This window comes from Paenibacillus sp. FSL H7-0714 (assembly GCF_038003765.1).
Lineage (GTDB): Bacteria > Bacillota > Bacilli > Paenibacillales > Paenibacillaceae > Paenibacillus_AQ.
In genome coordinates, this window is sequence record NZ_JBBOPT010000001.1 from 2,588,533 (window position 1) to 2,611,506 (window position 22,974).

Consider the following 22,974-nt stretch of genomic DNA (forward strand, 5'->3'; position numbering starts at 1 on the left):
CCGTAATGAAAAAGCAACCCAAAAACAGTATCAATAGAACAATCACCGTCATTCTTCTAGTGACAACGTTGCTTGCTGGCCTTACAGCCTGTAAAGGGGATAAAGGGGTAAACTCTGTTGAATCTGATCCGGGTCAATTTCATAAAGAAGGTTTGCCAATCGTGGATAAGCCCATGACGCTGAAGGTTCTAACGGTTCGGTGGGGAAGCATGGGAGATAACTTTATCCAGAATCAATGGCTGAAGGATTTGGAAAAAAATACGAATGTCAAAATCGAATGGCAGGTGATGTCTGCTAATGATTGGAGTGAGCGGAAGTCCATTATGCTGGCAAGCGGTACACTTCCAGATATCATTTTAGGGAGTGAGACCTTCGGAGATTCGGATATCGTCAATAATTTAAGCTTATTCAGGCCGCTTGATGACTATATCGAAAGCTATATGCCTAACCTCAAAGCAGCCATGCAGGAAGAGCCTGAATTGAAAAAAATCAGTACTTTTCCTGATGGGAAAATCTACTCTTTGCCTGCAAGATTACCTTTACGTCCTAAAAGCTCACGCCAACCCGTGATTAACAAAACCTGGCTGGATAAATTGGGATTGAAGATTCCCGATACGATTGATGATTTATACAACGTGCTAAAAGCATTTAAAGAACGTGACCCTAATGGGAATGGAAGGCTGGATGAGATACCTGTTATCGAAGTAAGTAATGATCTCATCAGTCCCTTCGGAATCACGGATCTGAACAATAACTTTATGGTCGTCCAGGACGGAAATGCGGTATATTACCCTGTTTCAGAGGCGTACAAAGAAGGGCTCAAATGGGAGCATAAATTATTTGTCGAAGGTTTGCTTGATAAAGAGTTATTCACGCAAGATGAAACGATGAGATCAGCCAAGTTTCTTAATCCGGATGCTCCTATCGTAGGATTCTCGTATCAGTGGACGCCGGATGCCGTGTTTGGCAAATGGAGTGATCAATATATCACGATTCCTCCGATTGCAGGACCTGATGGTAAGCGCTACACCATAGGAAATCCGTATGGAATGAATCTGGAGCGTAACGAGCTGCTAATTTCCACTTCTTGCAAATATCCAGAGATTGCTGCCCGCTGGGCTGACCAGTTCTATACCAATGAAGCAAGCATTCAAAATTTCTGGGGAGCGATAGACACCGTTATTAAGAAAAATATCAACGGTTCTTATACATTGATGGACCCACCGATGGGTACCAGTGCTGATGCCTGGTATTGGGATCAATCACTCCGGGATTTCGGGCCGAAATATGTCAGTCCAGTGTTTGAAAAATCCATCTTTCTAAACCCAAAAACCGGAGATGGACTGAAGCTGCAGCTCGATAAGCTGGGAAGTGATTATACAACGCCACCTTTCCCTGATGTAATGTATACCGCTGAAGAGTTTCAGCTGCTGCTGACTTTGACTACGGACATCGATAGTTATGTCAATACAATGCGTGCTCAGTTTATAATTACAGGTAAAATTGACGAGGGCTGGGCTGATTATGTGAAACAGCTGCGGGGAATGGGACTGGAGAAGCTGGTTAAAATTCGTACCGATGCTTACAGTCGTTATGTGAATGTAGAATAGAGCATTATGTGAAATACTGACGGCTAGGCTGTAACATCCTATTTCACTTATTTAACAAAGGAGGTTCTCTCTATGCGAGTGGCATAAAGAGAACCTCCTTATTCTTTTTACTTTATTAGCAGGGTTTGAATGGCATGAGCCGGAATCATGTTCTCAGCCAAGTTGTTATGGAAGCGCAGGGTGAAAGGAAGCTCTTGTTCCGTGCGGTTCATAACGATAACAGCAATGGTGCCATCTGGGTTACGGAAAGCCGTTGTTTCAAGCTTATCAGTATATTTAGAGTGCCCAATTCGTTTAGCACCTGGGCGAATGTATTTACTGAAATGCCCGATGTAATAGAAGGAGCTCTCAAATATTATTTCATCGTTTTTCGTATCTCCAATGATTGGAGCATCGCAGTAGTTACCTACATGGTTAGGGCCCCCTTGCTCGTCCAAGACAATATTCCAGTCCGTCCAGCTTGACATCCAGTTATTCAGGTTACCAATGATATCATGGCCGTAACGTTCGCCTGTATTCCATGAGCCGAGATGAACGCCACCTTCTTGGCAACCTTCGCTGAAGAACAGCTTCTTGTCTGGGAAGCGATCATGAACGGACGATAGGGCTTCGAAGTGATCTCCGGAGTACCAGTGGAAGCAAATTCCCCAAATGTATTTGGAAGCTTCTTGATCTTCAAAAGCAACCTTGGCACGGTCGTACACGCGCTCCTTGTTATGATCCCAGATCATAACCTTTACATGAGCCAAACCGGCTTGTTCCAAGGCTGGTCCCAAGTAATCACGAACAAAATCTTTTTCTTCTTCGGCAGTATAAAGGCAAGAATCCCAGATTTGAACAGCCTTTGCTTCATTCTGAACACTAACAGCCCAAATATCGATGCCTTCAGCTGCGTAAGCCTGAATATATTTTACGAACATGTTGGCCCAAGCCTCACGGTATTCAGGCTTAAGAGCTCCACCACCGTTCATTTGACCGTTCGTTTTCATAAAAGCAGGCGGACTCCAAGGAGAGGAGAACAAACGGAAATCTTCACCAACAGCTGTTGCAGCATTTTTGATTAGGGGGATAATTGACTCTTGATCTCTGGAAATATCGAACGAACGGAGCTCTGCATCGCCTTCTTCTACATAAGCATAGTTGCCCAGTGAGAAGTCACAGCTCTGGATATGCGAGCGGCAAAGGGTATACCCAATTCCGTGCTCAGGATCAAAATAAGCGTCGATGATTTCTTTTTGTTTAGCTTCACTTAGTTTAGCGATGGTAACAGCAGAAGCCTCAGTAAGTGCACCACCGAAACCTTCCATTTCCTGATACTCCAGATCATCATAAATATTGATGAGCTCTGATTCGACGCCTGATGTGTCAGGGAGGAAGATCAGAGGGTCTTTTTCTGTCAGACGGTCGGTAGTTTCTTTTGCTGTTTGAATGACGCGAACAATTTTACTCATAGTGGTTGGTAACCTCCTGTACATATAAATTCTGTCTTTATTATAGAAGGAGATTAACTGCTCTTTGAAGAAACAATATGGCTAAGAACCTCAACGATCTGGTCATCGACTACTTAGTGAAGAGGAGTGAATGCAATGGAAACTAATTGTGTCCAAATAAGCCTATGCGGCTTTATTTGCCATACTCAGCCTTTTCGGCAATTATATCGCAGTGGGCTGGATACCTATATCATCAGGCTGCAAGCAGAAGGGGAGTGTGAAGTACTGATCGATGGGGACATGGTAACCGTGGTGCCTGGTGATCTGTTATTATTTAAGCCTCAAGATATATATGATCTGAGAATCGGGGAAAAGAAGAGTCCGCTGGGACATAGTGTGGACTATTTTGTAATGTGTACAGGGGAATGGGTGGATCAATGGTGGAACCTGCGCGAAAGACCGAAGAAGGTTAGAATTGCGGATGATGGCAAGCTGCAAAGTATATGGCAACAGCTTGATCTGGAGAATAGAAGACTAGATGGGGGTAGCCCTGAAATACTTGAGGCGCTGTTTAAAGCGCTATGTCTGCTGTTAGATCGGGCAATGGAAGAAGCACCTGCATCATCATCAGCCTCACTGCTACACGGGCTTAAGATGAAGAGTTATGTAGAGGAGCATGCTACATCAGAAATCAGGCTAAAGGATGTAGCTGCCCATGCCGGAATTAGTGTAACGAGGGCTGTGCATGTATTCAAAATTCAATTCGGCTACTCTATTATGCAATATGCTGGGCAAATTCGGCTTGCTATGGCACTTCGATTAATGGACAACACCAATTATACCTTAGAGCGAATAGCAGAGGAGACGGGGTTTGGAAGCTACACCTATTTCCACAGGGTATTTCGGGAACGTTATGGCGTCTCGCCAGGCAACTATCGTAAGAGAGAGTAGCCTTCACTATTTTTAAGATCGTCTAGTTTTTAACAAGAAGTCCCTAACCGCTTGCTCAAATAACCTGACACTATTTGCCCATGTCCATTTGTGGGAAGATCTTTCACCTTGTGCAGCCAATTTAGTTCTTAAGTTTGGGTCTCGGATTAGGCGGATGACATCTTCACCAAGCCGATTCTCGTACCGATAGGAGAGCAGGCAGTTCTTCTCGTGATTTGCGTATTCTATATTTCCACCTGAATAAACACAGACGAGTGCTGCGCCACACCGCATGGCTTCAAGCCCCGGCAAAGAACCCGTATCAAAAATACTAGAACTAACAAAGATATCTGCACCGTTGTAATGGTAACAGAGCTCTTCATCATTCGCTGGCGTGAAGAATCGATATTTGCCAGTAGCTTTCATTCTTTGGAGATCTTCTGAAGTGTTGAACTCGTCGGGCGGACTGATAAAGTTAATATTTACATTGGGAAATTGATTTTTCACGTGATCCAGCTGCTCTATAAGATAGTCTTGCTCACGGTGCCATGAGAAACCACGTTCTGCTTTTCTTAATATAGCTGTTATGTTTAAAGGCTCCTGAAGACTGTAACGGATATTCATATTCTTGAAGGAGGAGCTTATGCCAATGGGCACGATTTTTCCTGTGATCCCATGATTTAAACGAATCAGCTCCTGCTGCCAATACGATAAAACAATTAGATGCTCTGTGACATGATAAGAAGGGAACGACAGTGAACTATCTGGTAAAAAGGGGGGTTCATAACATAATGACAATCTTACATGAATTCCTTTTCCTTGATTGCTAGCTGCTTGAGAGGTAGGGACTGTCGTATGAAAATTAGAAACAATAACATCGCCTGAGGGATAGTCCTGTTCTTGAAGCTCCATATGTGTGGAACGGATTAAGATGGAGCGGACATCATAGGAAACAACCCCATCCACAGGCATGAGGATAGTAACCTGATGCCCCATAGCTGTTAGCCCATTGGTGAGTTCTACCAGCATGCGTTGAGCTCCACCATGAGATAAGGTCAGAATAGGGAATGTGAATCTCATCGGTAATCCCGTCCCTTCCAAGTTAGGGCTTAATCGTCAAACGATGTTACTCAATCGTTCTGTTTCTTATTTTATTCAACTCGCATAGAAAGGTACCATTTAGCTAATTTTGAAAAGCGTTATTTTTCCATATGAGCAATATTCTTCAGTAAAGCAACGGTCTCATTAATCTCGAGGTTCGTTATATCTTCTAAAGATAGGTCGATCATGGGCTTATATTTTTGGAGTTTGCTCAGGAATGCTTCGGTATGAAAATGCCCTCCACCAGCCTTACCGTGGTAAATTCTCTCTCCATCTTGATAGATGTCTTTTAAATGCGCCAAAATGATCCGATCCCCGAACAACCTGAAGGCGTCATCAACAATTTGATCCTGCATATCTACAGCGTCACCAATAAAATTGCATGGATCCAGGACAACCCCAATATTGCCAGAGGGAATTTCATCTAAGATGCGGCGCATCTTGTCTGGTGTAGAAAGAGTATGTGTGCAGACCCCCTCCAATCCCAGAAAAACACCCCATTTTTCAGCTTCCTCTGCAAGCTCTTGTACAGTTGCCTTTAATATATCCCAGCCGATCTCTTCGTAATGGAGCGGATCTTGTGCTTGGAAAGTAGTCAGTGCGCCCGTCTCCGTAGCCACCATAGGGGCGCCGAATTGGCGGGCATGCCGTAGATGTTCTTTAAAGCGATCTATTTCTAATCTCCGAATAACAGGATCCGGGTGAATGGGATTGATATAACAGCCTAACACTCCGATGCGTATACCTGCTCTGTCAAATTGTTCGCCAATATAGTTTGCGAGGCCTGGACTTAATTTACCTGTGGAGGTATCGATGTCCTGAATAGCTTTGGATAAAGCAAGTTGAACAAAATCGATATCATAATTCTGAAGCGTTGCTGTCAACGATTTGAGGGGTAAACAACCAAATGTATGCGCTAATGTTCCGTATCTGATGGTAATCATCTCCTTATCTAGGATGGGTATGTGTAATTACAAACATAATAGTAGCGCTTTCATCTGGATGCAAGCGATTTATCATTATCGTCTGTCAGGAAATTGATGATCTCAGTGTTTACTCTATCCGGTTGCTCATGATTAATCCCGTGTCCCGCATGGGGGATGACTTGGTAATAGAACTTTCCATCTTCTAAAATATTTATGAAATCCTTCGATTGTTTTAGTGCGTGTTCTCCAACAAGAAAATAGAGCTTGTCTCTAACTGCGACTGCAGTGTTTTTATCGTATGGATGAAGCTTATGCACAAACATAGCTTGCTGATTATGAGTGCGCATTAAAAGGATCAGATGAGCAGCTAATGCTGGATGGTTGTCAAATAAAGGGGAGTGAGGTGCGCTTAACTTCTTCAGAACTTTCAGTAAATTGCGATCCGTTGGAATCAGAATCTCCGGGAACATCATCATTAAAGTTTGGATCATGGCTTTAATCGGTGCAGTGACCATCCCGCCCTCCAAACAAACGACACGGTTCACTTTGTCCGGTTGCTTGGTCGCATAATTAAAAGCAATATAGGCGCCGTTGGACACTCCCGCGATATGAAAGACGTCTATACTCAAATGCATCGCTATTTCATTAATCCATTCTATTTGCTCAAACTTCTGTTTGTTAAAATGCTCGTTAGGGATGCTTTTTCCGGGTCCGCCCAAAGTATCAATCGCGATGCAATAAAAATGCTTCGATAACTCCTCGATATTTAAGATCCACATGACCGCCGAGTTATCACCAACACCATGAAACAGTAGTAAAGGTGGATTATTCTTTTGACCAGCAAGGATACAATGCGTCAGTCCATATGTGGTTGGAACATCAATCTCCTCAATTGGAATGGGCCACTGCTCAATCATCTGCTCATAGGAGTGCCACACTCGTTCTTGCGCCTTGGCATTCTTAAAGCTATTTACCATCTCAAACCTCCTTAGCCAAAATAAAACATCTGTATCTTATTCCAACTAGTATACTACGAGAGTTCGCAAGGAAGAGATAGAAATAGAAACATTACTGTGAAAAAGAGGGCGGGAGCAGATAAGTGTATTTAATACAACTAAACAGCTAATGTACTCCGGTTATTGTGATATAGATGTACTTTGTACAACTATATCTCTGGAAATCAGCGGATACAGCTTAATTGGGGGAATTTAGTTGCACAAAGTACACTTAACGATAGACAGGCGTGCTGAAGTTAATTTTAGTTGTAGAAAGTGCAATTAAATAATGCAGAGGGCTCTTTTTTGCAGTAAAATTTTTTGATATGGTAAGCAACTTTGTGTTCTAGGGGGGATTATGATGTTGATTGAGCTAAAGGAAGCTAGTTTGTCAGATGGACGCGATATTTTTGAAATGATTATGGAGATCGGCCCTGGGGAGAATGGATTCGTTAACAATGGGTTTAATTTGGCTTACAGTGAATTTCCTGATTTCATCAGAGATCGGATAGCACTCTCAAAAGGCGATAATCTCCTACCAAACTATGTCCCGCAAACCAACTATTGGTTACTGATTGACTCTTATCCTGTTGGTGTTGGAAAGCTAAGACATTCCTTAAATGATCAATTAAGAAAATCAGGTGGACACATCGGATATAGCATCAGGCCTAGTGAGCGAGGAAAGGGCTTTGGCAAGATTTTTTTAGCAGAGTTGTTAAAAAAAACTGCGGATCTGGGGATTGATAAGGTCATGCTGACTTGTGAGCCGAACAATGTATCTTCGAGAAAGGTTATTGAAGCGAACAGAGGAATACTTAGCGGTATCGAGGATGGAAAATGTAACTACTGGATTAGTTTATGAGTCGAGTCGGTGCTGAATAGTGGGGGTGAAGGAGTTGCTAATTGGCAACTCTTTTTTTGTTTTTTCGCAATGGAATTTCAGTTCATCCAAGGAGGATTCGTCTAACTTGTGAAATAAATTTTAAATTTTGTTGAAAACGCTCTATTCAAACACAAACAAATAGATTAAAATCAAAACAAACAAAAATAAACAAAAAAATAAACATTCAAAAACGGAGGTATTCACAAATGGTACAAAGTTTATGGGATTCTGCACGGGGAAAAGTCATCAACGGAGGTCTGGATGCACTGGTCTATCGCTCCAATCTGTTGGGTGAAGATCGTAGAGTCTGTAATTTTGGAGGAGGGAATACCTCTAGTAAAACTATAGAATTAGATTTCCGTGGTCGTGAGGTTGAAGTCATGTGGGTGAAGGGTAGCGGCTCTGACCTAGCTACGATGAAAGCAGGCAATTTTACCGGATTGCGGCTTGAGGATATTGCGCCTTTGTTTGATCGGGAGGAAATGCCTGATGAGGAAATGGTGGCTTACCTCGCGAATTGTATGATTGATCCTAAGCATCCGCGTGCTTCAATTGAGACGCTGCTGCATGCTTTTTTACCATTCAAACATGTAGATCATACGCATCCAGATGCGATTATCAGCTTATGCTGTGCTCATAACGGTAAAGATATTGCGCGGGAAATCTATGGGGATCGTTTCGTATGGGTGCCTTACATTCGTCCTGGGTTCACTTTATCCAAAATGATCGCTGAAGGCGTACTTGCTAATCCTCAAGCAGAATTGGTGTTGATGGAGAAGCATGGCCTCGTGACTTGGGGGGATACGCCGGAAGCTTGTTACGCGAAGACGATCTCTATTATTAATGAAGCAGAGCGTTACATCCAAGATAGAATTGAAGATGAGAATCTGTTCGGAGGTCGCAAATCGGAAGCGCTTCCGGAAGAAGAGCGGCGGGCTGTAGCAGCTGCAGTAATGCCATTGATTAGAGGCGCAGTCAGTGATGAGCGCAAAATGATACTGACCTTTGATGATGCAGAGGATGTGCTGCGTTTTGTAGGTGGAGTTAACTCGGAGAAATTATCCAGTGTAGGTGCAGCTTGTCCGGATCATTTGGTACATACCAAAATGCTGCCACTATTTGTGAATTGGGAACCAAATGCCAGTGATATTGATGGTTTGAAGACGAAGCTGAATGAAGCGATTACCGCATACAAAGAGCAGTACAAAGCGTACTTCGATCGCAATAAGCATGAGGGAGATGTAATGTTCGAAGCCGCACCGCGTGTGATTCTAATTCCTGGAGTGGGAATGATCAACACAGGCAAAAGCTGGAGCAACTCTAAAATTAGCGGTGCCTTGTATCACCGGGCGATTGCTGTTATGCGCGGAGCTACCACATTGGGAGATTTCGTCTCTCTAAGTGAAAATGAATCGTACAATGTGGAATATTGGCCTTTGGAATTATATAAGTTATCGCTGGCACCAGCAGAAGCAGAATTCTCGCGTAAGGTTGCGTTCATTACTGGTGGCGCAGGAGGAATCGGGAGCGAAACCGCTCGTCGTCTAGTGTCCGAAGGGGCGCATGTTGTGCTGGCAGATCTCAATCTGGAGGGCGCACAGAAAATTGCCGAGGAGATTAACGATAAATACGGTGAGAATCGTGCGTTCGCTGTTAAAATGGATGTAACGCAGGAGGAGCAAGTTACCGCAGCTTATGCAGATACAGCACTTTTTTATGGCGGAGTAGATATTATTGTGAACAATGCTGGGCTTGCGACTTCCAGTCCTTTTGATGAGACTTCATTAAAAGAGTGGAACTTGAACATTTCCGTGCTAGGAACTGGATATTTCCTCGTTGCACGTGAAGCCTTCAAGGTAATGAAGGAGCAAAAGATCGGCGGTAGCATGGTATTTATTGGCTCTAAGAACTCTATATTTGCTGGAAAAAGCGTATCGGCTTACAGTTCTGCCAAAGCACTCGAAGCACATTTGGCTCGCTGTATTGCAGCTGAAGGTGGAGAGTTCGGTATTCGCGCCAATACAATTTTGCCGGATGCCATTCTACAAGGCTCAGCGATTTGGAATTCGAACTGGCGGAATGAACGGGCTGCTGCTTACGGGATTGAGCCGGATCAACTGGAGGAACATTATCGTAAACGTACAACACTGCTTGTAAATATTTATCCACGTGATATTGCTGAAGGGGTGGCCTTTTTCGCTTCATCCAAGTCAGAGAAGACTACGGGCTGCATGCTGACGATTGACGGTGGAGTGCCGGCAGCTTTTACTAGATAAGTGGAAGATGGAATATAGATAAATATAACGGAGGGAAGCCATGCTGATTGCAGACAGATATGAAAGAATCGTAGAACTAGTGAATGAACGTGGCAGCATTCGTGTCTCGGAACTGAGTACATTATGCCAAGTGACGGAGGAGACCATCCGCCGGGATCTTGATCGCTTGGAAAAGGCGGGGAGGCTGCTACGCTCGCACGGCGGTGCAGTCAGTCTACGTGATCGTCAGCCAGAGACGCCATATGCTGAACGTGAAATTATGAACGCAGCGGAGAAGCAGCAGATTGCTCGTGAAGCAGTGATGATGATAAAGCCGGGAGATCGGATTTTGCTGGATGCTAGCACAACTGCATGGTATATGGCCTCACATTTGCCGGATATGCCACTAACTGTACTGACTAATTCTATTAGGGTAGCTGCGGAGTTAAGTGGGAAGGAACGAATAGATGTGATCTCAACTGGCGGTCAACTGAGCCGCAGATCGATGTCCTTTGTTGGTCATTTAGCCGAGCGTTCGCTTGAGTTGTATCACGTGGATAAGATGTTTTTTTCCTGCAAAGGATTTCATCTCGAACGCGGCGCCAGTGAAACGAATGAGCTGCAAGCGATGGTGAAGCGAAAGATGATTTCTATCGCGGAGCAGGTGATCCTACTTTGTGACTCCAGCAAATTCGGAATTCAAGCGTTCACACATGTTGCCACGACTAGTGAATTGGATGTTGTGATAACGGATTACAGCCCTGCCACAGAACAGCTAAAGCAGCTACAGGAGCTGAACATCGCAATAACAACCGTGTAGAAAATAGTGTTGCAGGAGGTGAAGACATGAAGGTATCGATGTTTATTACTTGCATCAGTGATGCTGTGTACCCGAAGGTCGGAGAAGCGATGGCACGTCTGCTTGCCAGATATGGCGTGCAGCTGGATTTTCCCGAAGTGCAGACCTGCTGCGGACAGCCTGCGTACAATAGTGGCTATTGGAATGAGGCACGTCAAGCTGCACTTACGATTTTGCAGGCTTTCGAAGACAGTGACTTTGTCATTGCTCCTTCCGGGTCTTGCACCGGGATGCTTCATCATTACCCGAAACTGTTTCAGGATGATCCGATTAATTTGGTCAAGGCGCAGAATTTGCAGCGTAAATCCTATGAGTTCAGCCAGTTCATGGTACAGGTGCTTGGCGTAACGGATCTAGGGGCAGTATTTCCGCATAAAGTTACCTATCATCCTTCCTGTCATGGCACTCGGATTCTGGGGATTCGTGATGAGCCTATGTTACTTATGCAGAATGTGAAGGCGATGGAGCTAGTGCCATTACCTTTTGCTGAGGACTGTTGTGGGTTTGGTGGAACCTTTGCCGTGAAGATGTCAGATATCTCCGGGGCGATGGTCACCGAGAAGTCAGATCATGTGCTGGAGTCGGAAGCAGAAGTCTTAACGGGTTTGGATATGGGCTGTCTCATGAATATTGCTGGGAATTTGCGTTATCGCCACAAACCAGTCCGAGTCATGCATTTAGCAGAGCTACTGTATGAGGGGGTGTGTGGACAATGAGTCAGAATGCCGCTCAGACTAAATCGGAATCGATTAATGTGAAGCCAGCTACGGTAAAAGAGCGTGCCGACTTGGCGCTGAATAATGACTTTTTGCGCAAGGCGGTTCGCTTTACTACGGAAAGGCTGCGTGACGGGAAACAGAAAGCGGCGAACGATCATGGACACTGGGAAGAATGGCGCGAACGTGGGCGGCAAATTCGCCTGCATACAATCGCTCATCTGGATTATTACTTAAATCTATTTGCGGACAATGCAAGAGCGAACGGCACGCATATTCATTTTGCGGCAACGGGTGAAGAGGCAGTGAAGATTGCTTTAGAGATTGCACAGCGAAAACAAGCGGCTTCCGTGGTCAAATCAAAATCGATGGTGACTGAGGAGCTGCATTTGAATACGGCTCTTGAATCCATTGACGTAGAGACGATTGAGACAGATCTTGGCGAATATATTATCCAGCTTGCCGGAGAAACTCCGTCTCATATCATTATCCCAGCCATCCATAAGAACCGCTATCAGATTGCTGAGCTGTTGTCCAAGGAGGCAGGGGAGGAGCTTTTGCCTGAGACTACAATCCTTGCAGGATTTGTACGGCGCAAGCTGCGGGAGAAATTCCTAGAAGCGGATATTGGGATGACGGGATGCAATTTTGCGATTGCAGAGACAGGTTCCATGGTTCTATTCGAGAATGAGGGCAATGCTCGCATGGTCACCACCTTGCCAAAGACGCAAATCACTTTGATGGGGATGGAGCGGATTATTCCTTCTTGGAGCGACCTTGAGGTGATGGCTACGTTATTACCTCGTTCAGCAACTGGCCAGAAGCTAACAGTGTATATGTCCGGTATTTCAGGACCCCGTAGAAAGGATGATGGGGACGGGCCGGAAGAGCAGCATATTATTATCCTTGATAATGGTCGATCTGAGCAGCTCGGTGATCCAGAATTTCAGGAGCTACTGAACTGCATCCGCTGTGGAGCTTGTCTGAATGCCTGCCCTGTCTATCGTCATATTGGCGGTCATGCCTATGGTGGGACTTATAGCGGACCGATCGGAGCAGTGTTGACCCCGGCGCTGAACAAAAATGTAGATCAATGGGATGATATCGCAGGTGCATCGAGTCTATGCGGTGCGTGTTATGAAGCTTGTCCAGTCAAAATCCCTCTGCATGATATGCTTATCTATTTACGGCGACGTAAGGTAGAGAGAGGTTATGGAGACAAAGCGGAAGGTCTTGGCATGAAAGGTTTTGGTGCGATTATGGCGAAGTCCCAGCGATTCAGTAGTGTGATGAAAGTAGGCAGAATCGGACAAAAGCTACTTGTGAGAGACGGCGGAATTCCGTCAAAGCTTGGGCCGCTGAAAGGCTGGAATAACTACCGGATCGCTCCGAAGCTGGCGGATGAATCCTTCCGCGAGAGCTGGAAAGAGCTGCAGGAGGAGTTAGACAAAAATAGTCGCGAGATGGACCCGTCGATACAGAAACGGATGGAAGATTTATTAGCGAAGCGGAAGGCGGAAGAACTGAAAGGAGAGCCCGGATATGACTGAGGAAACGCACAGAGAATGGCTGGAGCGTATGGACCATGATTCTCGTGAGAAACAGCAGGCATTCATGAACGATATCGCTCGTCGCCTGAAGCGGCCAAGAACGACTGCGGCTCCGGTACATCCTTTTCGCGGTGCTCCAGATTATTGGCAAGAATTCCAGTGGAGTCCAGAAGAACGCATCGATCAATTTACTGCGAATTTTCAAAGTGCAGGTGGACATGTGTTTCGTATGGCAACGATGGATGAAGCTAAAGCTTTTATCGTCAATAAAGCGAGTGATATGCTCGCCCGTTATATTCTTCGGCAAAATGTAGCTGAGCTTGAGGCACTTTGTCTAGAAGAAGAACTTGTAGATACGCAGGTATCTGTCTGGAATACGGATATGCAAGAAGCATGGAAAGCTAGGGCGGCGGAAGCCGATATTGGGATTGTGATCGCGGATTATGCAGTTGCTTATACAGGCTCTATTACAGTGTTATCTTCTGCGGATAAAGGGCGCTCTGTCAGCCTGTTGCCAACCGCATTAATTGCCATCGTTCCGCTGGAGCGGCTGAAGACTCGTCTGGGTGAGGTGCTTATTGATTTTGATGAAGCGGGACAATCGGGTCTCCCCGCAGGTATTCACTTTATCTCTGGACCTAGCCGTTCAGCGGATATTGAGAATGATCTGACGATAGGTGTGCATGGCCCTGGAATCGTATTCGCCTTGCTGGTAGACTGATGAGGAGATAAGGAGTGTTGTTTAAGAGTGAATGCTGGGGCACATAAACAGGGTCAGAATCATATTGCTATTGATATTGGAGCCTCTAGTGGGAGAGTCGTTTGCGGAACCTTGCAAGAACTGGAAGGAACCTTATCATTAACAGAAATTCACCGTTTTAGTAATGGGTTCTCTGAGAAGAATGGTAATCTTTATTGGGACGTCGATTATTTATTTGCTGAAATTGTAAAAGGTTTGCAGAAGGCGAAGTCAAAAGGAATTGAGCATTGTACCGTCGGAATTGATACTTGGGCCGTGGATTACGTACTTCTAGATCAGAAGGGTACACGAATTCATGAAGTTTTTTCTTATCGTGATTCCCGAACAGATGGAGCGGTACAAAGCCTACATCGCAATATATCAACTGAAAGCGTTTACCGAAAGACGGGGATACAAGTTCTCCCGATTAATACGTTATACCAGCTGTTTGTGCATGATCAGGCAGATCTTGAAGCAGCACATTCAATCCTGTTAGTCCCTGATTATCTCTACTATCGGCTTACGGGACGAAGAATTAGTGAAGTCACGAATGCTTCAACCACGGGTCTGCTGAATCTGCAAACTCGGGATTATGATACTGATTTACTGGCACTGCTTGGTCTTTCAAAAGAGCAATTTCCTCCCTTAACGGAACCTGGGGAACGAATTGGCGGATTGACTGATGACTTGGTGGCACGGAGTGATCTTCCAGATTGTGAGTTCATAGCAGTTGCCACACATGATACAGCATCAGCTGTACTAGGCGTTCCTGCAAGTAGCGACAAATGGGGATTTCTCAGTAGTGGTACTTGGTCCCTCATCGGGGTGGAACGAGCTTCAGCCATTACATGTCCCGAGGCGATGGAACGTAACTATACGAACGAATGGGGCGCCTTCGGCTCGTTCCGTTTTCTTAAGAACATTATGGGGATGTGGCTGATCCAAAAGGTTTGTGAGGAATATGGTGGTCAATACAGCTTCGGCGAACTGGTGGAGCTAGCAGAGCAAGAGATTCCTTTCAGATCCATCATCTACTGCAATGATGAACGATTCATGAATCCATCCAACATGATCAGCGAGATACAGAGCTATTGTGCGGAAGTCGGACAGTGGGTACCAAAGACACCAGGGGAGATCTCCAGATGTGTGTTTGACAGTCTTGCTCTTTCTTACTATTTCTATGTTCAGGATCTTCAGCTATTGACCGGCGAGAAGTGGGAGCGGCTGCACATCGTAGGCGGAGGGGCGAATAATGGATTGCTATGCCAAATTGCGGCGGATTTACTAGAGATGGAGATTTACGCTGGTCCAACGGAATCCACCGCATTAGGTAATGTAGTTATGCAAATGATCAGCGTGGGTACAGTCACAGATATTAAAGAAGCAAGAGAAATTATATTTCGTTCATTTGATGTAACAATCTATATTCCACAAGAGATGGACTCTTCCCTAAAAACCGCGGCATTGGCTGAGTTTGCTCGACTGCAGGTCGTATAAGAGTAACTAATAAAGTAACCTAGAATATATGGGATGTCTATTAATAGATAGCTATGGATGAGCAAAAGAGGTACAAAAATCCCCTACATTGAGCGTAAAAAGCGGAAAACGAGCAAAAGAAGGGTATAAATCCCCCACATTGAGCGGAAAAAGCAGAAAACGAGTAAAAGAAAGTTATAAATCCCCCTCATAGAGCGCAAAAAGTGAAATACGAGTAAAAGAAGGGTATAAATCCCCCTCATTGAGCGCAAAAAGCGGAAAACGAGCAAAATAGGGGTATAAATCCCCCACATTGAGCGTAAATAGCGGAAAACGAGCAAAAGAAGGGTATAAATCCCTCTCATTGAGCGTAAAAAGCGGAAAACGAGCAAAAGAAGGGTATAAATACCCCTAAATGGAATCACTAAGAAAAATTCAGGAGGCTCAAGCATGGTGCAGAATACAGAAAGCTTAAAGAACATTCAGACGAGCTATAATGAGGCGAAAAAGCTCTACGCACAGCATGGCATTGACGTAGATAAAGTATTAGAGCAGCTTGCAGCAATCAAAATTTCATTGCACTGCTGGCAAGGAGACGATGTAAAGGGCTTCCTGAATAAGGAAAAGGAACTAAGTGGCGGAATCGCGGTCACGGGCAGTTACCCGGGGCGAGCTAGAAATCCGGAGGAGCTGCGCCGTGATTTGGAGCAAGCACTAGCACTTATCCCCGGACGTCATAAAGTTAATTTACATGCTATTTATGCCGATACGGAAGAAACTGTAGATCTTGATGCGCTAGAGCCTAAGCATTTTGAAAGATGGGTGCACTGGGCTAAGGAGCAGGGGCTTGGATTGGATTTCAATCCCACTTGCTTCTCTCATGAAAAAGCTAATGATGGCTTCACACTAAGCCACTCGGATCCTGAAATCCGCAACTTCTGGATTGCTCATTGCAAGGCTTCACGCCGAATCTCCGAATCTTTCGGTCAGGCACTAGGTCAGCCTTGTGTAACCAACTTCTGGGTTCCAGATGGATATAAAGATACACCGATCGACCGTCTGTCACCGAGAGTGCGACTTCAGCAATCACTGGACGAGATCTTCAGCGAGGAGATCGATGAGCGATATAACATTGATGCTGTAGAAAGCAAGTTGTTCGGAATTGGTTCAGAAAGTTATGTGGTAGGTTCGCATGAATTTTATATGGGTTATGCACTAAGTCGGGGCAAAGCGGTTTGCTTCGATGCTGGGCATTTCCATCCGACCGAGACCATCTCGAATAAACTATCCTCTTGGCTGCTGTTTGGTGATCAATTGTTGCTGCATGTTAGCCGTCCAGTACGCTGGGATAGTGATCATGTGGTGACTATGGATGATGAACTGCTGGAGATTGCTCGTGAACTAGTTAGAGGTCAATTCCTAGAAAGAACTCATATTGGACTCGATTTCTTTGACGGAAGTATTAATCACATTGCCGCTTGGGTGATCGGAACACGTAACACAATCAAAGCTCTGCTACGTGCGATGCTGGAACCGATAGAGCTATTGAAGCAAATTGAACTGGATGGGGATTATACTACTAGACTTGCACTGGTAGAGGAATTGAAATCTTATCCGTTCGGAGCTATTTGGGATTATTATTGTGCGACGAATGGTGTACCTGTCCGAGAAAGTTGGCTGAGTGATGTGAAGCAATACGAAGTAGATGTTTTATCAAAGCGATAAAGTACTTGTTATGGCGGTTACCACACGGTAGCCGCTTTTTATGTTCATGATTCGTACTTATTTGAAAAGATATGTGATCTCTGCTATGTTTTATCAAAAAGAGAGAGAGGCGTTATTATGGAGAAATATGGACCGAATCCGAATGTGCTCTATCCGAATGAACAGATCAAAAGCATCTGTTATATCAAAAATGTGATTACAAGAAAAAATATTACGATTGGCGATTATACGTATTATGATGATATAGACGGTGCCGAAAAGTTTGAGGAGCATGTAACTCATCATTATGATTTTATTGGTGACAAGCTTATTATTGGGAAATTCTGCGCGATTGCCAAAGGTATTGAATTTGTCATGAATGGTGCGAACCATCGAATGAATTCTGTTACGACCTACCCTTTTAATATCATGTCTAATGGCTGGGAGCATGCGGTTCCAGAACTATCAGATTTACCCTTAAAAGGAGATACGGTGATCGGCAACGATGTGTGGATTGGGCAGAATGTTACGGTTATGCCGGGTGTACATATTGGTAATGGAGCCGTCATCGCGGCCAATTCAACAGTTGTCAAAGATATCCCGGCTTATAGTGTAGCTGGAGGAAATCCATGTAAAGTAATTAGACAACGTTTTGATGATGAATTGATCGAACATCTAGAAGCGCTTAAGTGGTGGGATTGGGATGCCGAGCGTATCTTTAAGAATCTTGAAGCGTTATGCAGCAGTGATTTGAATAAAATCAAAGAAATTAAATGATATTGTGTAAGTTTCATAGAACGAGCTATAGTTTATCTTAAAGATATAAATAATAGCTGAGGGTATACTGACTGTATGTACTTCATATGAACCTTGCGGAGGGAAAATCTAATGAAGAAAGATGATGATAAGATCACTGCGGAACTCACAGCAGAGAAGTTTCCATACAGTAAAGAGAACGAGGAGATGGTGACGCGGAATTTTTGGACTAAAACTAAAAAGTTCGCAGGCAAGATCCCATTTACTAAAGATGCTATTGCGATGTATTATTGCGCAGTCGACGCAAAGACCCCTTTATGGGCAAAAGGAATTGCCTTCGGAGCGTTGGCTTATTTCATCTCCCCGATTGATGCGATACCCGATGCGATTCTCGGCCTTGGATTTACAGATGATGCAGCGATCATTGCAGCAGGCATTAAAGCGATATCTGGTCAGGTAACCAACGAACATAAGGAAAAGGCCGAAGCATTTTTTGAAAAATAAAAGGTGCAGCTTTGAGCTACACCGTAATATTTGTACCTTCTGGACAGCTTTCTGCGGAAAGCTGTTTTGTTTTGTAAACCTCGCCCCAGTCTTTCATGAGTTTAATAATAGGGGTCAGTGTCTTGCCAAATTCAGTTAACGAGTATTCGACTTTCGGGGGAACCTGATGGTAGACCTCGCGGTGAACAACTCCATCTTCTTCCAGCTCTCTAAGCTGCAAGGTTAACATGCGTTGAGTGATTCCTGGGCATATCCGGCGAAATTCGTTAAAGCGTTTCGTTCCATCCATCAAGTGATAGATGAGAATCCCCTTCCATTTTCCTCCTATAACATCGAGCGTAAATTCCACAGGGCAAGCTTCCTTATTTCCCCCTGGGAAATCTCCGAATCCACCTTTTCGATCACGCATAGCCGTTCAACTCCCATAGTATCATTTTGTATACTACATAACATTAATGTGCGTACTTTTAAAGAAGTGATATATATTCTAATATTAAGCATGAGAACGGCAAACAGTCAAATGGGCCGTTGATTCTAAGCAAATAAAAGGAGTGTTAAATATGGATACTTTATCATTAAACAAGAATGAAATCCTGTCTGCTTACCAGTTCAGACATGCAACTAAAGAATTTGATAGTCATAAAAAAATTAGTGAGTCAGACTTTCAGTTTATTCTGGAAACAGGACGTCTGTCACCAAGTTCATTCGGATTCGAGCCTTGGCGTTTTGTCGTAGTACAAAGTCCGGAAATACGTGAGAAATTACGTGCTCATGCCTGGGGAGCACAAAAGCAATTGCCAACCGCAAGTCATTTTGTAATGATTCTCTCACGTCTTCCTAAAGATATGGCTGCTGATTCAGATTATATTAAAGGGATCATGGAGCATGTGCAGGAGCTACCTCCAGAAGTGATGGAAGGGAAAGGTAATATGTTCGATAAGTTCTTGAAGGTTGATTTTGGATTGATGGAGAATGAGCGTGCAATGTTCGAATGGAGCTGCCGTCAGACTTATATAGCCCTTGGTAATATGATGACATCAGCCGCTTTAATCGGAATCGATTCTTGCCCAATGGAAGGTTTCGATAAAGCGAAGATAGAGCAAGTTCTTACCGAAGAGGGGATTATGGATGCCGAACATTTTGGAATCTCCTGCATGGTAGCCTTTGGGTATCGTTTGAATGAACCACGTGGAAAAACAAGACAAAGCGCAGAGCAAGTCGTTCAGTGGGTTTAACTAAGCTGGAATTTCATTTTTGAGCTGCATAACGAAAATAATGAAACCTGCAAAGTCTCCAGTGTCTTGGAGATCATGCAGGTTATTTTTGTTTAATTCTTACAAGATTCGAAAAGTAATTGAAATTTTCATGAAAACTCTGATACTCTTATTGAGGTGACCCATTTTAAGCTTTATCGAGTTAATTTAATAATGAAGGGATCCTGCATCATGAAAATCATTCGCATAATTATCCAAGTGTTCCTGCTTTATTTGTTCTACTTGGCTGGAGACTTCCTGCAAAAGCAGCTGCATCTTCCCGTTTCCGGGAGTATCGTCGGATTACTTTTGCTCTTTGTTTTATTGCTATTCAAGGTTGTACCAGTGAAGTGGATTGAAGATGGTGCAACAACAATATTAGCTTATCTTCCGTTATTTTTTATTCCAGCGACGGCTGGGATCGTGAAGCATATGGATATTTTTAGTGGAAGAGGTTTGCTCTTAATCTTGATTCTTATCGTTAGCAGCGTCCTCACAATTGCAGCAGCAGCACATACGAGTCAATGGCTTTCAACCTTGAAAGGAAAGAGCAAGGCGGGCTGGAGCAGCAAGAGCTTAAGCGAAAAGGGGAAGGAATTATAATGTTTTTTATCGCGACAGGAATTGTCCTGCTTAATGTTGCTATTTATTTGATGATGTCCGTAATTTATAGACGTTTTCGGTTTCCTGTACTGATTCCCGCGTTAACAGCAACAGTCCTTGTTGTAGCAATACTTCTATTTTTTCATATTCCGTATGATACATATATGATAGGCGGTCAGTGGATCAATCAGTTACTCGGTCCTGCTGTAGTGGCGCTAGCCTACCCATTGTATAAACAACGTAATGTGTTAGTCGAGAATCTTCCAGCCATCCTGGGGGGAGCGATTGCAGGACTGTTATTAGGGATGTTTAGTGGTCTGCTTTTGGCGGCTGGTCTAGGATTCTCTAAATTGTATGTTCTGTCCATTTTGCCAAAATCGATCACAACACCTGTGGCGATACAAATCTCAAATGGTTTAGGTGGGGACTCCTCGCTAACCTCCGTATTTGTAATGATTGCCGGATTTACAGGTGCGATTGGCGGTCCTCTCATTATTAAACTGTTTAAGATTCGAAGCGAAGTTGGGATTGGGATCGGGTTAGGAACGGGTTCTCATGCACTTGGAACTGCAAAGGCACTGGAATACGGTGAACAGTCAGTTTCAATGAGCTCCGTAGCGATGACCGTTTGTGCTATTGTCGGTTCATGTATCGGTCCGGTGGTAGCTTGGATCATGTACCCTTAAATTCATTCATCGTAACTATGTTTGCAAAACACTCCATCGGGTAACTATAACTAAGGAACAAATAAAGCAAAGCACCTGAGGAGGATTTCACATGTCAGATTATTCTCAAGATGAAGCGGAAATCCGCAACAAGGAAAATAAAGACGGCGATTCATTAGCTGAAATTAAGAAGATGGAGAATGGTGTGGACATCGAGCCAGAAGCAGACGATTGGGTAGCCAAGCCTGCAGAGTCCTCGCATCCTGATCCGCTTCCTAACGATTTGGACTAAATGATTCGGAAGACAGGCTGTCCTTTATTGGGCAGTCTGTTTTTCTTGAGATGATTTTAGCAATTATTGTATAATGAATTCAGGTACAACCTCATCAGAGAGTTTTCTCCAAATTCTTAGTAGCTTTTCGCAAATTTCACAGATCTCAGCCATTCTTGTAGCAGGGAGGAAATGAAATGCGTAGTCGGAATGAGAACAGCCGATATCGGCAAAAACGTGGTGAGGCTCTTGTAGGCAACTTTGAGAAAAAGTATGGTTCAAACTTTGGCGTACGTAGTGAACTTACAACGGATACGTTAAAGAAACAAGACGACGATCAGTCGCTAATATCGGCTCAGAATCACGAAGAACGGCTTAAACCATAAGCGTGGATGGATAGAGAATCCGCTTCACTTTTTATAATTTGTAATGAAGACATAACCTTTGGGTTATGTCTTTTTTGTTGCGCATATCTCCTGAAGGATTAAGGCATAATAGGTCCGGATGGATATTCAAGAAAATAATGACAACTAGGAGCGGTGTATAAACATGATGACTTCTATATTTTCTTCAAGCGGAGATTCTACGATGGCAGTGGCTGGCCAATATTTCTTTTATTTTATGATCTACTCTTTTTTAGGCTGGGTATTGGAAGGTACATATAACTTATATAGTAATGGAAGCTTTCGCAAAGAAGGCTTTCTAAAAGGCCCTTTTAAGCCAATGTATGGATTTGCACCACTGCTTCTATTGATTGCCAGAGACTTAACCCTGCCTTTCCCAATTTTCCTCCTGCTTGCGTTAGTCGTTCCTTCAGCTGTTGAATACGTAAGTGGTTGGGTGCTAAAAACTGTGTTTCAAAAGCAATGGTGGGATTATTCAGGGATGTCTTATCAACTGCAAGGGCATATTTGCCTTCGATTCTCCCTATATTGGTGGGCGCTATCGGTAGCTTGTGTATATGGGATTCAGCCGTTTATGGAGCGTTTGTATTCACTATTCTATAATGTTTGGGGAATTATTTTTCCTTTCGTGGGACTCTATCTTATGGCTGATTTATTGTGGACTTGCTGGAGTCGGTATAGAAGTGAGAAGACCCCCCAATATCAAGATTAATGATGCCTATATGGACATAATAAGCATTCTTTTGTATATGAAGCACAAAGATTTCAGTGACAAGCATTTCGATCTTGCATATCAGTTTTGTGTCGTAAATAATATAGCCATATATTAAATACTAGACGGACTGGTGGAGATTACGATGACAGGGAAGATTCTAGTAAGCGCATGTCTGTTAGGACATAAAGTGCGTTATGATAATGGTGATGTGCCGTGTCTCGATGCTCGTTTCTTGAAGTGGTATGAGGAAGGGCGTTTTGTCCACATTTGTCCTGAGGTAGTCGGAGGGTTATCAACGCCTCGTCCTGATGCCCAACGGCAAGGTGAGCGGGTGGTAACAGGTGCAGGTGTGGATGTTACGGAACCTTTTATGAAAGGTGCTCAAGCAACGCTGAAGCTGGCTACAGAACATCAAGTTACATTAGCGATATTAAAACAGGATAGTCCTTCTTGTGGTAGTCTTTATATTTATGATGGTACTTTTAGGGATACGAAGATGTCAGGAGAAGGTACAACTACGGAGTTATTACGGCAAAATGGCTTTAAAGTGTTCGGCGAAGATCAACTAGATGAAGTGGAGAAAGAACTTGCTCGTATGGAGGGGTAAGTCATTCTTAAAGTAATAAATC

24 protein-coding genes are annotated in these 22,974 nt (G+C 43.9%); 19 read left to right on the plus strand and 5 right to left on the minus strand.

Going from position 1 to position 22,974, the window contains the following annotated elements:
- Positions 1-5 precede the first annotated feature (5 nt).
- Positions 6-1,610 carry an extracellular solute-binding protein gene (locus tag NST34_RS11165; protein ID WP_076298460.1) on the plus strand — a complete coding sequence of 535 codons (1,605 nt, stop codon included), beginning with the start codon at positions 6-8 and terminating at the stop codon, positions 1,608-1,610.
- Between the two features lie 107 nt (positions 1,611-1,717).
- On the opposite strand, the gene NST34_RS11170 is transcribed toward NST34_RS11165, so the two are convergent.
- Complete coding sequence (locus NST34_RS11170) at positions 1,718-3,061, minus strand: glycoside hydrolase family 30 protein (protein ID WP_341127785.1); 1,344 nt, start codon at positions 3,059-3,061, stop codon at positions 1,718-1,720.
- A gap of 135 nt (positions 3,062-3,196) precedes the next feature.
- On the opposite strand from NST34_RS11170, the gene NST34_RS11175 reads away from it, so the two are divergent.
- On the plus strand, positions 3,197-3,991 hold the full coding sequence (locus NST34_RS11175) for an AraC family transcriptional regulator (protein WP_076283051.1): 795 nt from the start codon (positions 3,197-3,199) through the stop codon (positions 3,989-3,991).
- Between the two features lie 12 nt (positions 3,992-4,003).
- Here NST34_RS11175 and NST34_RS11180 read toward each other — a convergent pair whose 3' ends face one another.
- From NST34_RS11180 to NST34_RS11190, 3 genes are all read right to left on the minus strand, one after another.
- On the minus strand, positions 4,004-5,050 hold the full coding sequence (locus NST34_RS11180) for a glycosyltransferase family 4 protein (protein ID WP_341127786.1): 1,047 nt from the start codon (positions 5,048-5,050) through the stop codon (positions 4,004-4,006).
- Between the two features lie 119 nt (positions 5,051-5,169).
- Positions 5,170-6,015 (minus strand): sugar phosphate isomerase/epimerase family protein, encoded by an 846-nt coding sequence (locus NST34_RS11185; RefSeq protein WP_341127787.1) that lies wholly within the window; start codon positions 6,013-6,015, stop codon positions 5,170-5,172.
- 50 nt (positions 6,016-6,065) lie between these two features.
- The gene (locus tag NST34_RS11190; protein WP_341127788.1) at positions 6,066-6,974 is read right to left on the minus strand and encodes an alpha/beta fold hydrolase; all 909 of its coding nucleotides are present in this window, start codon (positions 6,972-6,974) and stop codon (positions 6,066-6,068) included.
- Between the two features lie 376 nt (positions 6,975-7,350).
- On the opposite strand from NST34_RS11190, the gene NST34_RS11195 reads away from it, so the two are divergent.
- The 10 genes from NST34_RS11195 (at position 7,351) to NST34_RS11240 (ending at position 18,434) form a co-directional block, all read left to right on the plus strand.
- Positions 7,351-7,854, plus strand: coding sequence for a GNAT family N-acetyltransferase (locus NST34_RS11195; protein ID WP_341127789.1), 504 nt, complete (start codon positions 7,351-7,353; stop codon positions 7,852-7,854).
- A 227-nt stretch (positions 7,855-8,081) separates the two neighbouring features.
- Positions 8,082-10,151, plus strand: coding sequence for a bifunctional aldolase/short-chain dehydrogenase (locus NST34_RS11200; protein ID WP_341127790.1), 2,070 nt, complete (start codon positions 8,082-8,084; stop codon positions 10,149-10,151).
- Positions 10,152-10,191: 40 nt separating this feature from the next.
- Positions 10,192-10,950 (plus strand): DeoR/GlpR family DNA-binding transcription regulator, encoded by a 759-nt coding sequence (locus NST34_RS11205; protein ID WP_341127791.1) that lies wholly within the window; start codon positions 10,192-10,194, stop codon positions 10,948-10,950.
- Positions 10,951-10,976: 26 nt separating this feature from the next.
- Positions 10,977-11,705, plus strand: a complete 729-nt coding sequence (locus NST34_RS11210) for a (Fe-S)-binding protein (protein WP_341127792.1) — start codon at positions 10,977-10,979, stop codon at positions 11,703-11,705.
- Positions 11,702-13,255: a LutB/LldF family L-lactate oxidation iron-sulfur protein gene (locus NST34_RS11215; RefSeq protein WP_341127793.1), complete on the plus strand. Its 1,554-nt coding sequence runs from the start codon at positions 11,702-11,704 to the stop codon at positions 13,253-13,255. The genes NST34_RS11210 and NST34_RS11215 overlap by 4 nt, the downstream gene beginning before the upstream one ends.
- Positions 13,248-13,976: a LutC/YkgG family protein gene (locus NST34_RS11220; protein ID WP_341127794.1), complete on the plus strand. Its 729-nt coding sequence runs from the start codon at positions 13,248-13,250 to the stop codon at positions 13,974-13,976. The genes NST34_RS11215 and NST34_RS11220 overlap by 8 nt, the downstream gene beginning before the upstream one ends.
- A 27-nt stretch (positions 13,977-14,003) precedes the next feature.
- The gene (gene rhaB, locus NST34_RS11225) at positions 14,004-15,491 is read left to right on the plus strand and encodes a rhamnulokinase (protein WP_341127795.1); all 1,488 of its coding nucleotides are present in this window, start codon (positions 14,004-14,006) and stop codon (positions 15,489-15,491) included.
- Positions 15,492-15,920: 429 nt separating this feature from the next.
- Entirely contained in the window at positions 15,921-17,195 is a 1,275-nt protein-coding gene (rhaA, locus tag NST34_RS11230; protein ID WP_339802697.1) for an L-rhamnose isomerase, read from the plus strand.
- A 117-nt stretch (positions 17,196-17,312) separates the two neighbouring features.
- The gene (locus tag NST34_RS11235) at positions 17,313-17,951 is read left to right on the plus strand and encodes a Vat family streptogramin A O-acetyltransferase (protein WP_076283041.1); all 639 of its coding nucleotides are present in this window, start codon (positions 17,313-17,315) and stop codon (positions 17,949-17,951) included.
- 111 nt (positions 17,952-18,062) lie between these two features.
- The gene (locus NST34_RS11240) at positions 18,063-18,434 is read left to right on the plus strand and encodes a YkvA family protein (protein ID WP_042187107.1); all 372 of its coding nucleotides are present in this window, start codon (positions 18,063-18,065) and stop codon (positions 18,432-18,434) included.
- A 16-nt stretch (positions 18,435-18,450) separates the two neighbouring features.
- On the opposite strand, the gene NST34_RS11245 is transcribed toward NST34_RS11240, so the two are convergent.
- Positions 18,451-18,843 carry a winged helix-turn-helix transcriptional regulator gene (locus tag NST34_RS11245; RefSeq protein WP_060622450.1) on the minus strand — a complete coding sequence of 131 codons (393 nt, stop codon included), beginning with the start codon at positions 18,841-18,843 and terminating at the stop codon, positions 18,451-18,453.
- Between the two features lie 151 nt (positions 18,844-18,994).
- Between NST34_RS11245 and NST34_RS11250 the strand changes: the two genes are divergently transcribed.
- The 7 genes from NST34_RS11250 to NST34_RS11280 all read left to right on the plus strand — a co-directional run bounded on the left by NST34_RS11250 (position 18,995) and on the right by NST34_RS11280 (position 22,952).
- The gene (locus NST34_RS11250; RefSeq protein ID WP_341127796.1) at positions 18,995-19,669 is read left to right on the plus strand and encodes an NAD(P)H-dependent oxidoreductase; all 675 of its coding nucleotides are present in this window, start codon (positions 18,995-18,997) and stop codon (positions 19,667-19,669) included.
- 210 nt (positions 19,670-19,879) lie between these two features.
- Complete coding sequence (locus NST34_RS11255; RefSeq protein ID WP_076283039.1) at positions 19,880-20,290, plus strand: CidA/LrgA family holin-like protein; 411 nt, start codon at positions 19,880-19,882, stop codon at positions 20,288-20,290.
- Entirely contained in the window at positions 20,290-20,976 is a 687-nt protein-coding gene (locus NST34_RS11260) for an LrgB family protein (protein ID WP_076283038.1), read from the plus strand. The genes NST34_RS11255 and NST34_RS11260 overlap by 1 nt, the downstream gene beginning before the upstream one ends.
- Before the next feature lie 91 nt (positions 20,977-21,067).
- The gene (locus NST34_RS11265) at positions 21,068-21,247 is read left to right on the plus strand and encodes a hypothetical protein (protein ID WP_042126589.1); all 180 of its coding nucleotides are present in this window, start codon (positions 21,068-21,070) and stop codon (positions 21,245-21,247) included.
- 176 nt (positions 21,248-21,423) lie between these two features.
- Positions 21,424-21,612, plus strand: a complete 189-nt coding sequence (locus tag NST34_RS11270; protein ID WP_076283037.1) for a hypothetical protein — start codon at positions 21,424-21,426, stop codon at positions 21,610-21,612.
- Between the two features lie 163 nt (positions 21,613-21,775).
- Positions 21,776-22,342 (plus strand): putative ABC transporter permease, encoded by a 567-nt coding sequence (locus NST34_RS11275; protein ID WP_256721561.1) that lies wholly within the window; start codon positions 21,776-21,778, stop codon positions 22,340-22,342.
- Between the two features lie 145 nt (positions 22,343-22,487).
- Complete coding sequence (locus NST34_RS11280) at positions 22,488-22,952, plus strand: DUF523 domain-containing protein (RefSeq protein ID WP_042187118.1); 465 nt, start codon at positions 22,488-22,490, stop codon at positions 22,950-22,952.
- Positions 22,953-22,974 lie beyond the last annotated feature (22 nt).

Excerpts from the sequence above, each read along its gene's own strand:
- NST34_RS11265 (WP_042126589.1), top strand. The coding sequence starts at position 21,068 with ATGTCAGATTATTCTCAAGATGAAGCGGAAATCCGCAACAAGGAAAAT.
- NST34_RS11250 (WP_341127796.1), top strand. The coding sequence starts at position 18,995 with ATGGATACTTTATCATTAAACAAGAATGAAATCCTGTCTGCTTACCAG.
- NST34_RS11235 (WP_076283041.1), top strand. The coding sequence starts at position 17,313 with ATGGAGAAATATGGACCGAATCCGAATGTGCTCTATCCGAATGAACAG.
- NST34_RS11240 (WP_042187107.1), top strand. The coding sequence starts at position 18,063 with ATGAAGAAAGATGATGATAAGATCACTGCGGAACTCACAGCAGAGAAG.
- NST34_RS11195 (WP_341127789.1), top strand. The coding sequence starts at position 7,351 with ATGATGTTGATTGAGCTAAAGGAAGCTAGTTTGTCAGATGGACGCGAT.
- NST34_RS11255 (WP_076283039.1), top strand. The coding sequence starts at position 19,880 with ATGAAAATCATTCGCATAATTATCCAAGTGTTCCTGCTTTATTTGTTC.
- NST34_RS11165 (WP_076298460.1), top strand. The coding sequence starts at position 6 with ATGAAAAAGCAACCCAAAAACAGTATCAATAGAACAATCACCGTCATT.
- NST34_RS11190 (WP_341127788.1), bottom strand. The coding sequence starts at position 6,974 with ATGGTAAATAGCTTTAAGAATGCCAAGGCGCAAGAACGAGTGTGGCAC.
- NST34_RS11210 (WP_341127792.1), top strand. The coding sequence starts at position 10,977 with ATGAAGGTATCGATGTTTATTACTTGCATCAGTGATGCTGTGTACCCG.
- NST34_RS11205 (WP_341127791.1), top strand. The coding sequence starts at position 10,192 with ATGCTGATTGCAGACAGATATGAAAGAATCGTAGAACTAGTGAATGAA.
- NST34_RS11260 (WP_076283038.1), top strand. The coding sequence starts at position 20,290 with ATGTTTTTTATCGCGACAGGAATTGTCCTGCTTAATGTTGCTATTTAT.
- NST34_RS11270 (WP_076283037.1), top strand. The coding sequence starts at position 21,424 with ATGCGTAGTCGGAATGAGAACAGCCGATATCGGCAAAAACGTGGTGAG.
- NST34_RS11245 (WP_060622450.1), bottom strand. The coding sequence starts at position 18,843 with ATGCGTGATCGAAAAGGTGGATTCGGAGATTTCCCAGGGGGAAATAAG.
- NST34_RS11175 (WP_076283051.1), top strand. The coding sequence starts at position 3,197 with ATGGAAACTAATTGTGTCCAAATAAGCCTATGCGGCTTTATTTGCCAT.
- NST34_RS11280 (WP_042187118.1), top strand. The coding sequence starts at position 22,488 with ATGACAGGGAAGATTCTAGTAAGCGCATGTCTGTTAGGACATAAAGTG.
- NST34_RS11220 (WP_341127794.1), top strand. The coding sequence starts at position 13,248 with ATGACTGAGGAAACGCACAGAGAATGGCTGGAGCGTATGGACCATGAT.
- rhaA (WP_339802697.1), top strand. The coding sequence starts at position 15,921 with ATGGTGCAGAATACAGAAAGCTTAAAGAACATTCAGACGAGCTATAAT.
- NST34_RS11275 (WP_256721561.1), top strand. The coding sequence starts at position 21,776 with ATGATGACTTCTATATTTTCTTCAAGCGGAGATTCTACGATGGCAGTG.
- NST34_RS11215 (WP_341127793.1), top strand. The coding sequence starts at position 11,702 with ATGAGTCAGAATGCCGCTCAGACTAAATCGGAATCGATTAATGTGAAG.
- NST34_RS11200 (WP_341127790.1), top strand. The coding sequence starts at position 8,082 with ATGGTACAAAGTTTATGGGATTCTGCACGGGGAAAAGTCATCAACGGA.
- NST34_RS11170 (WP_341127785.1), bottom strand. The coding sequence starts at position 3,061 with ATGAGTAAAATTGTTCGCGTCATTCAAACAGCAAAAGAAACTACCGAC.
- NST34_RS11185 (WP_341127787.1), bottom strand. The coding sequence starts at position 6,015 with ATGATTACCATCAGATACGGAACATTAGCGCATACATTTGGTTGTTTA.
- NST34_RS11180 (WP_341127786.1), bottom strand. The coding sequence starts at position 5,050 with ATGAGATTCACATTCCCTATTCTGACCTTATCTCATGGTGGAGCTCAA.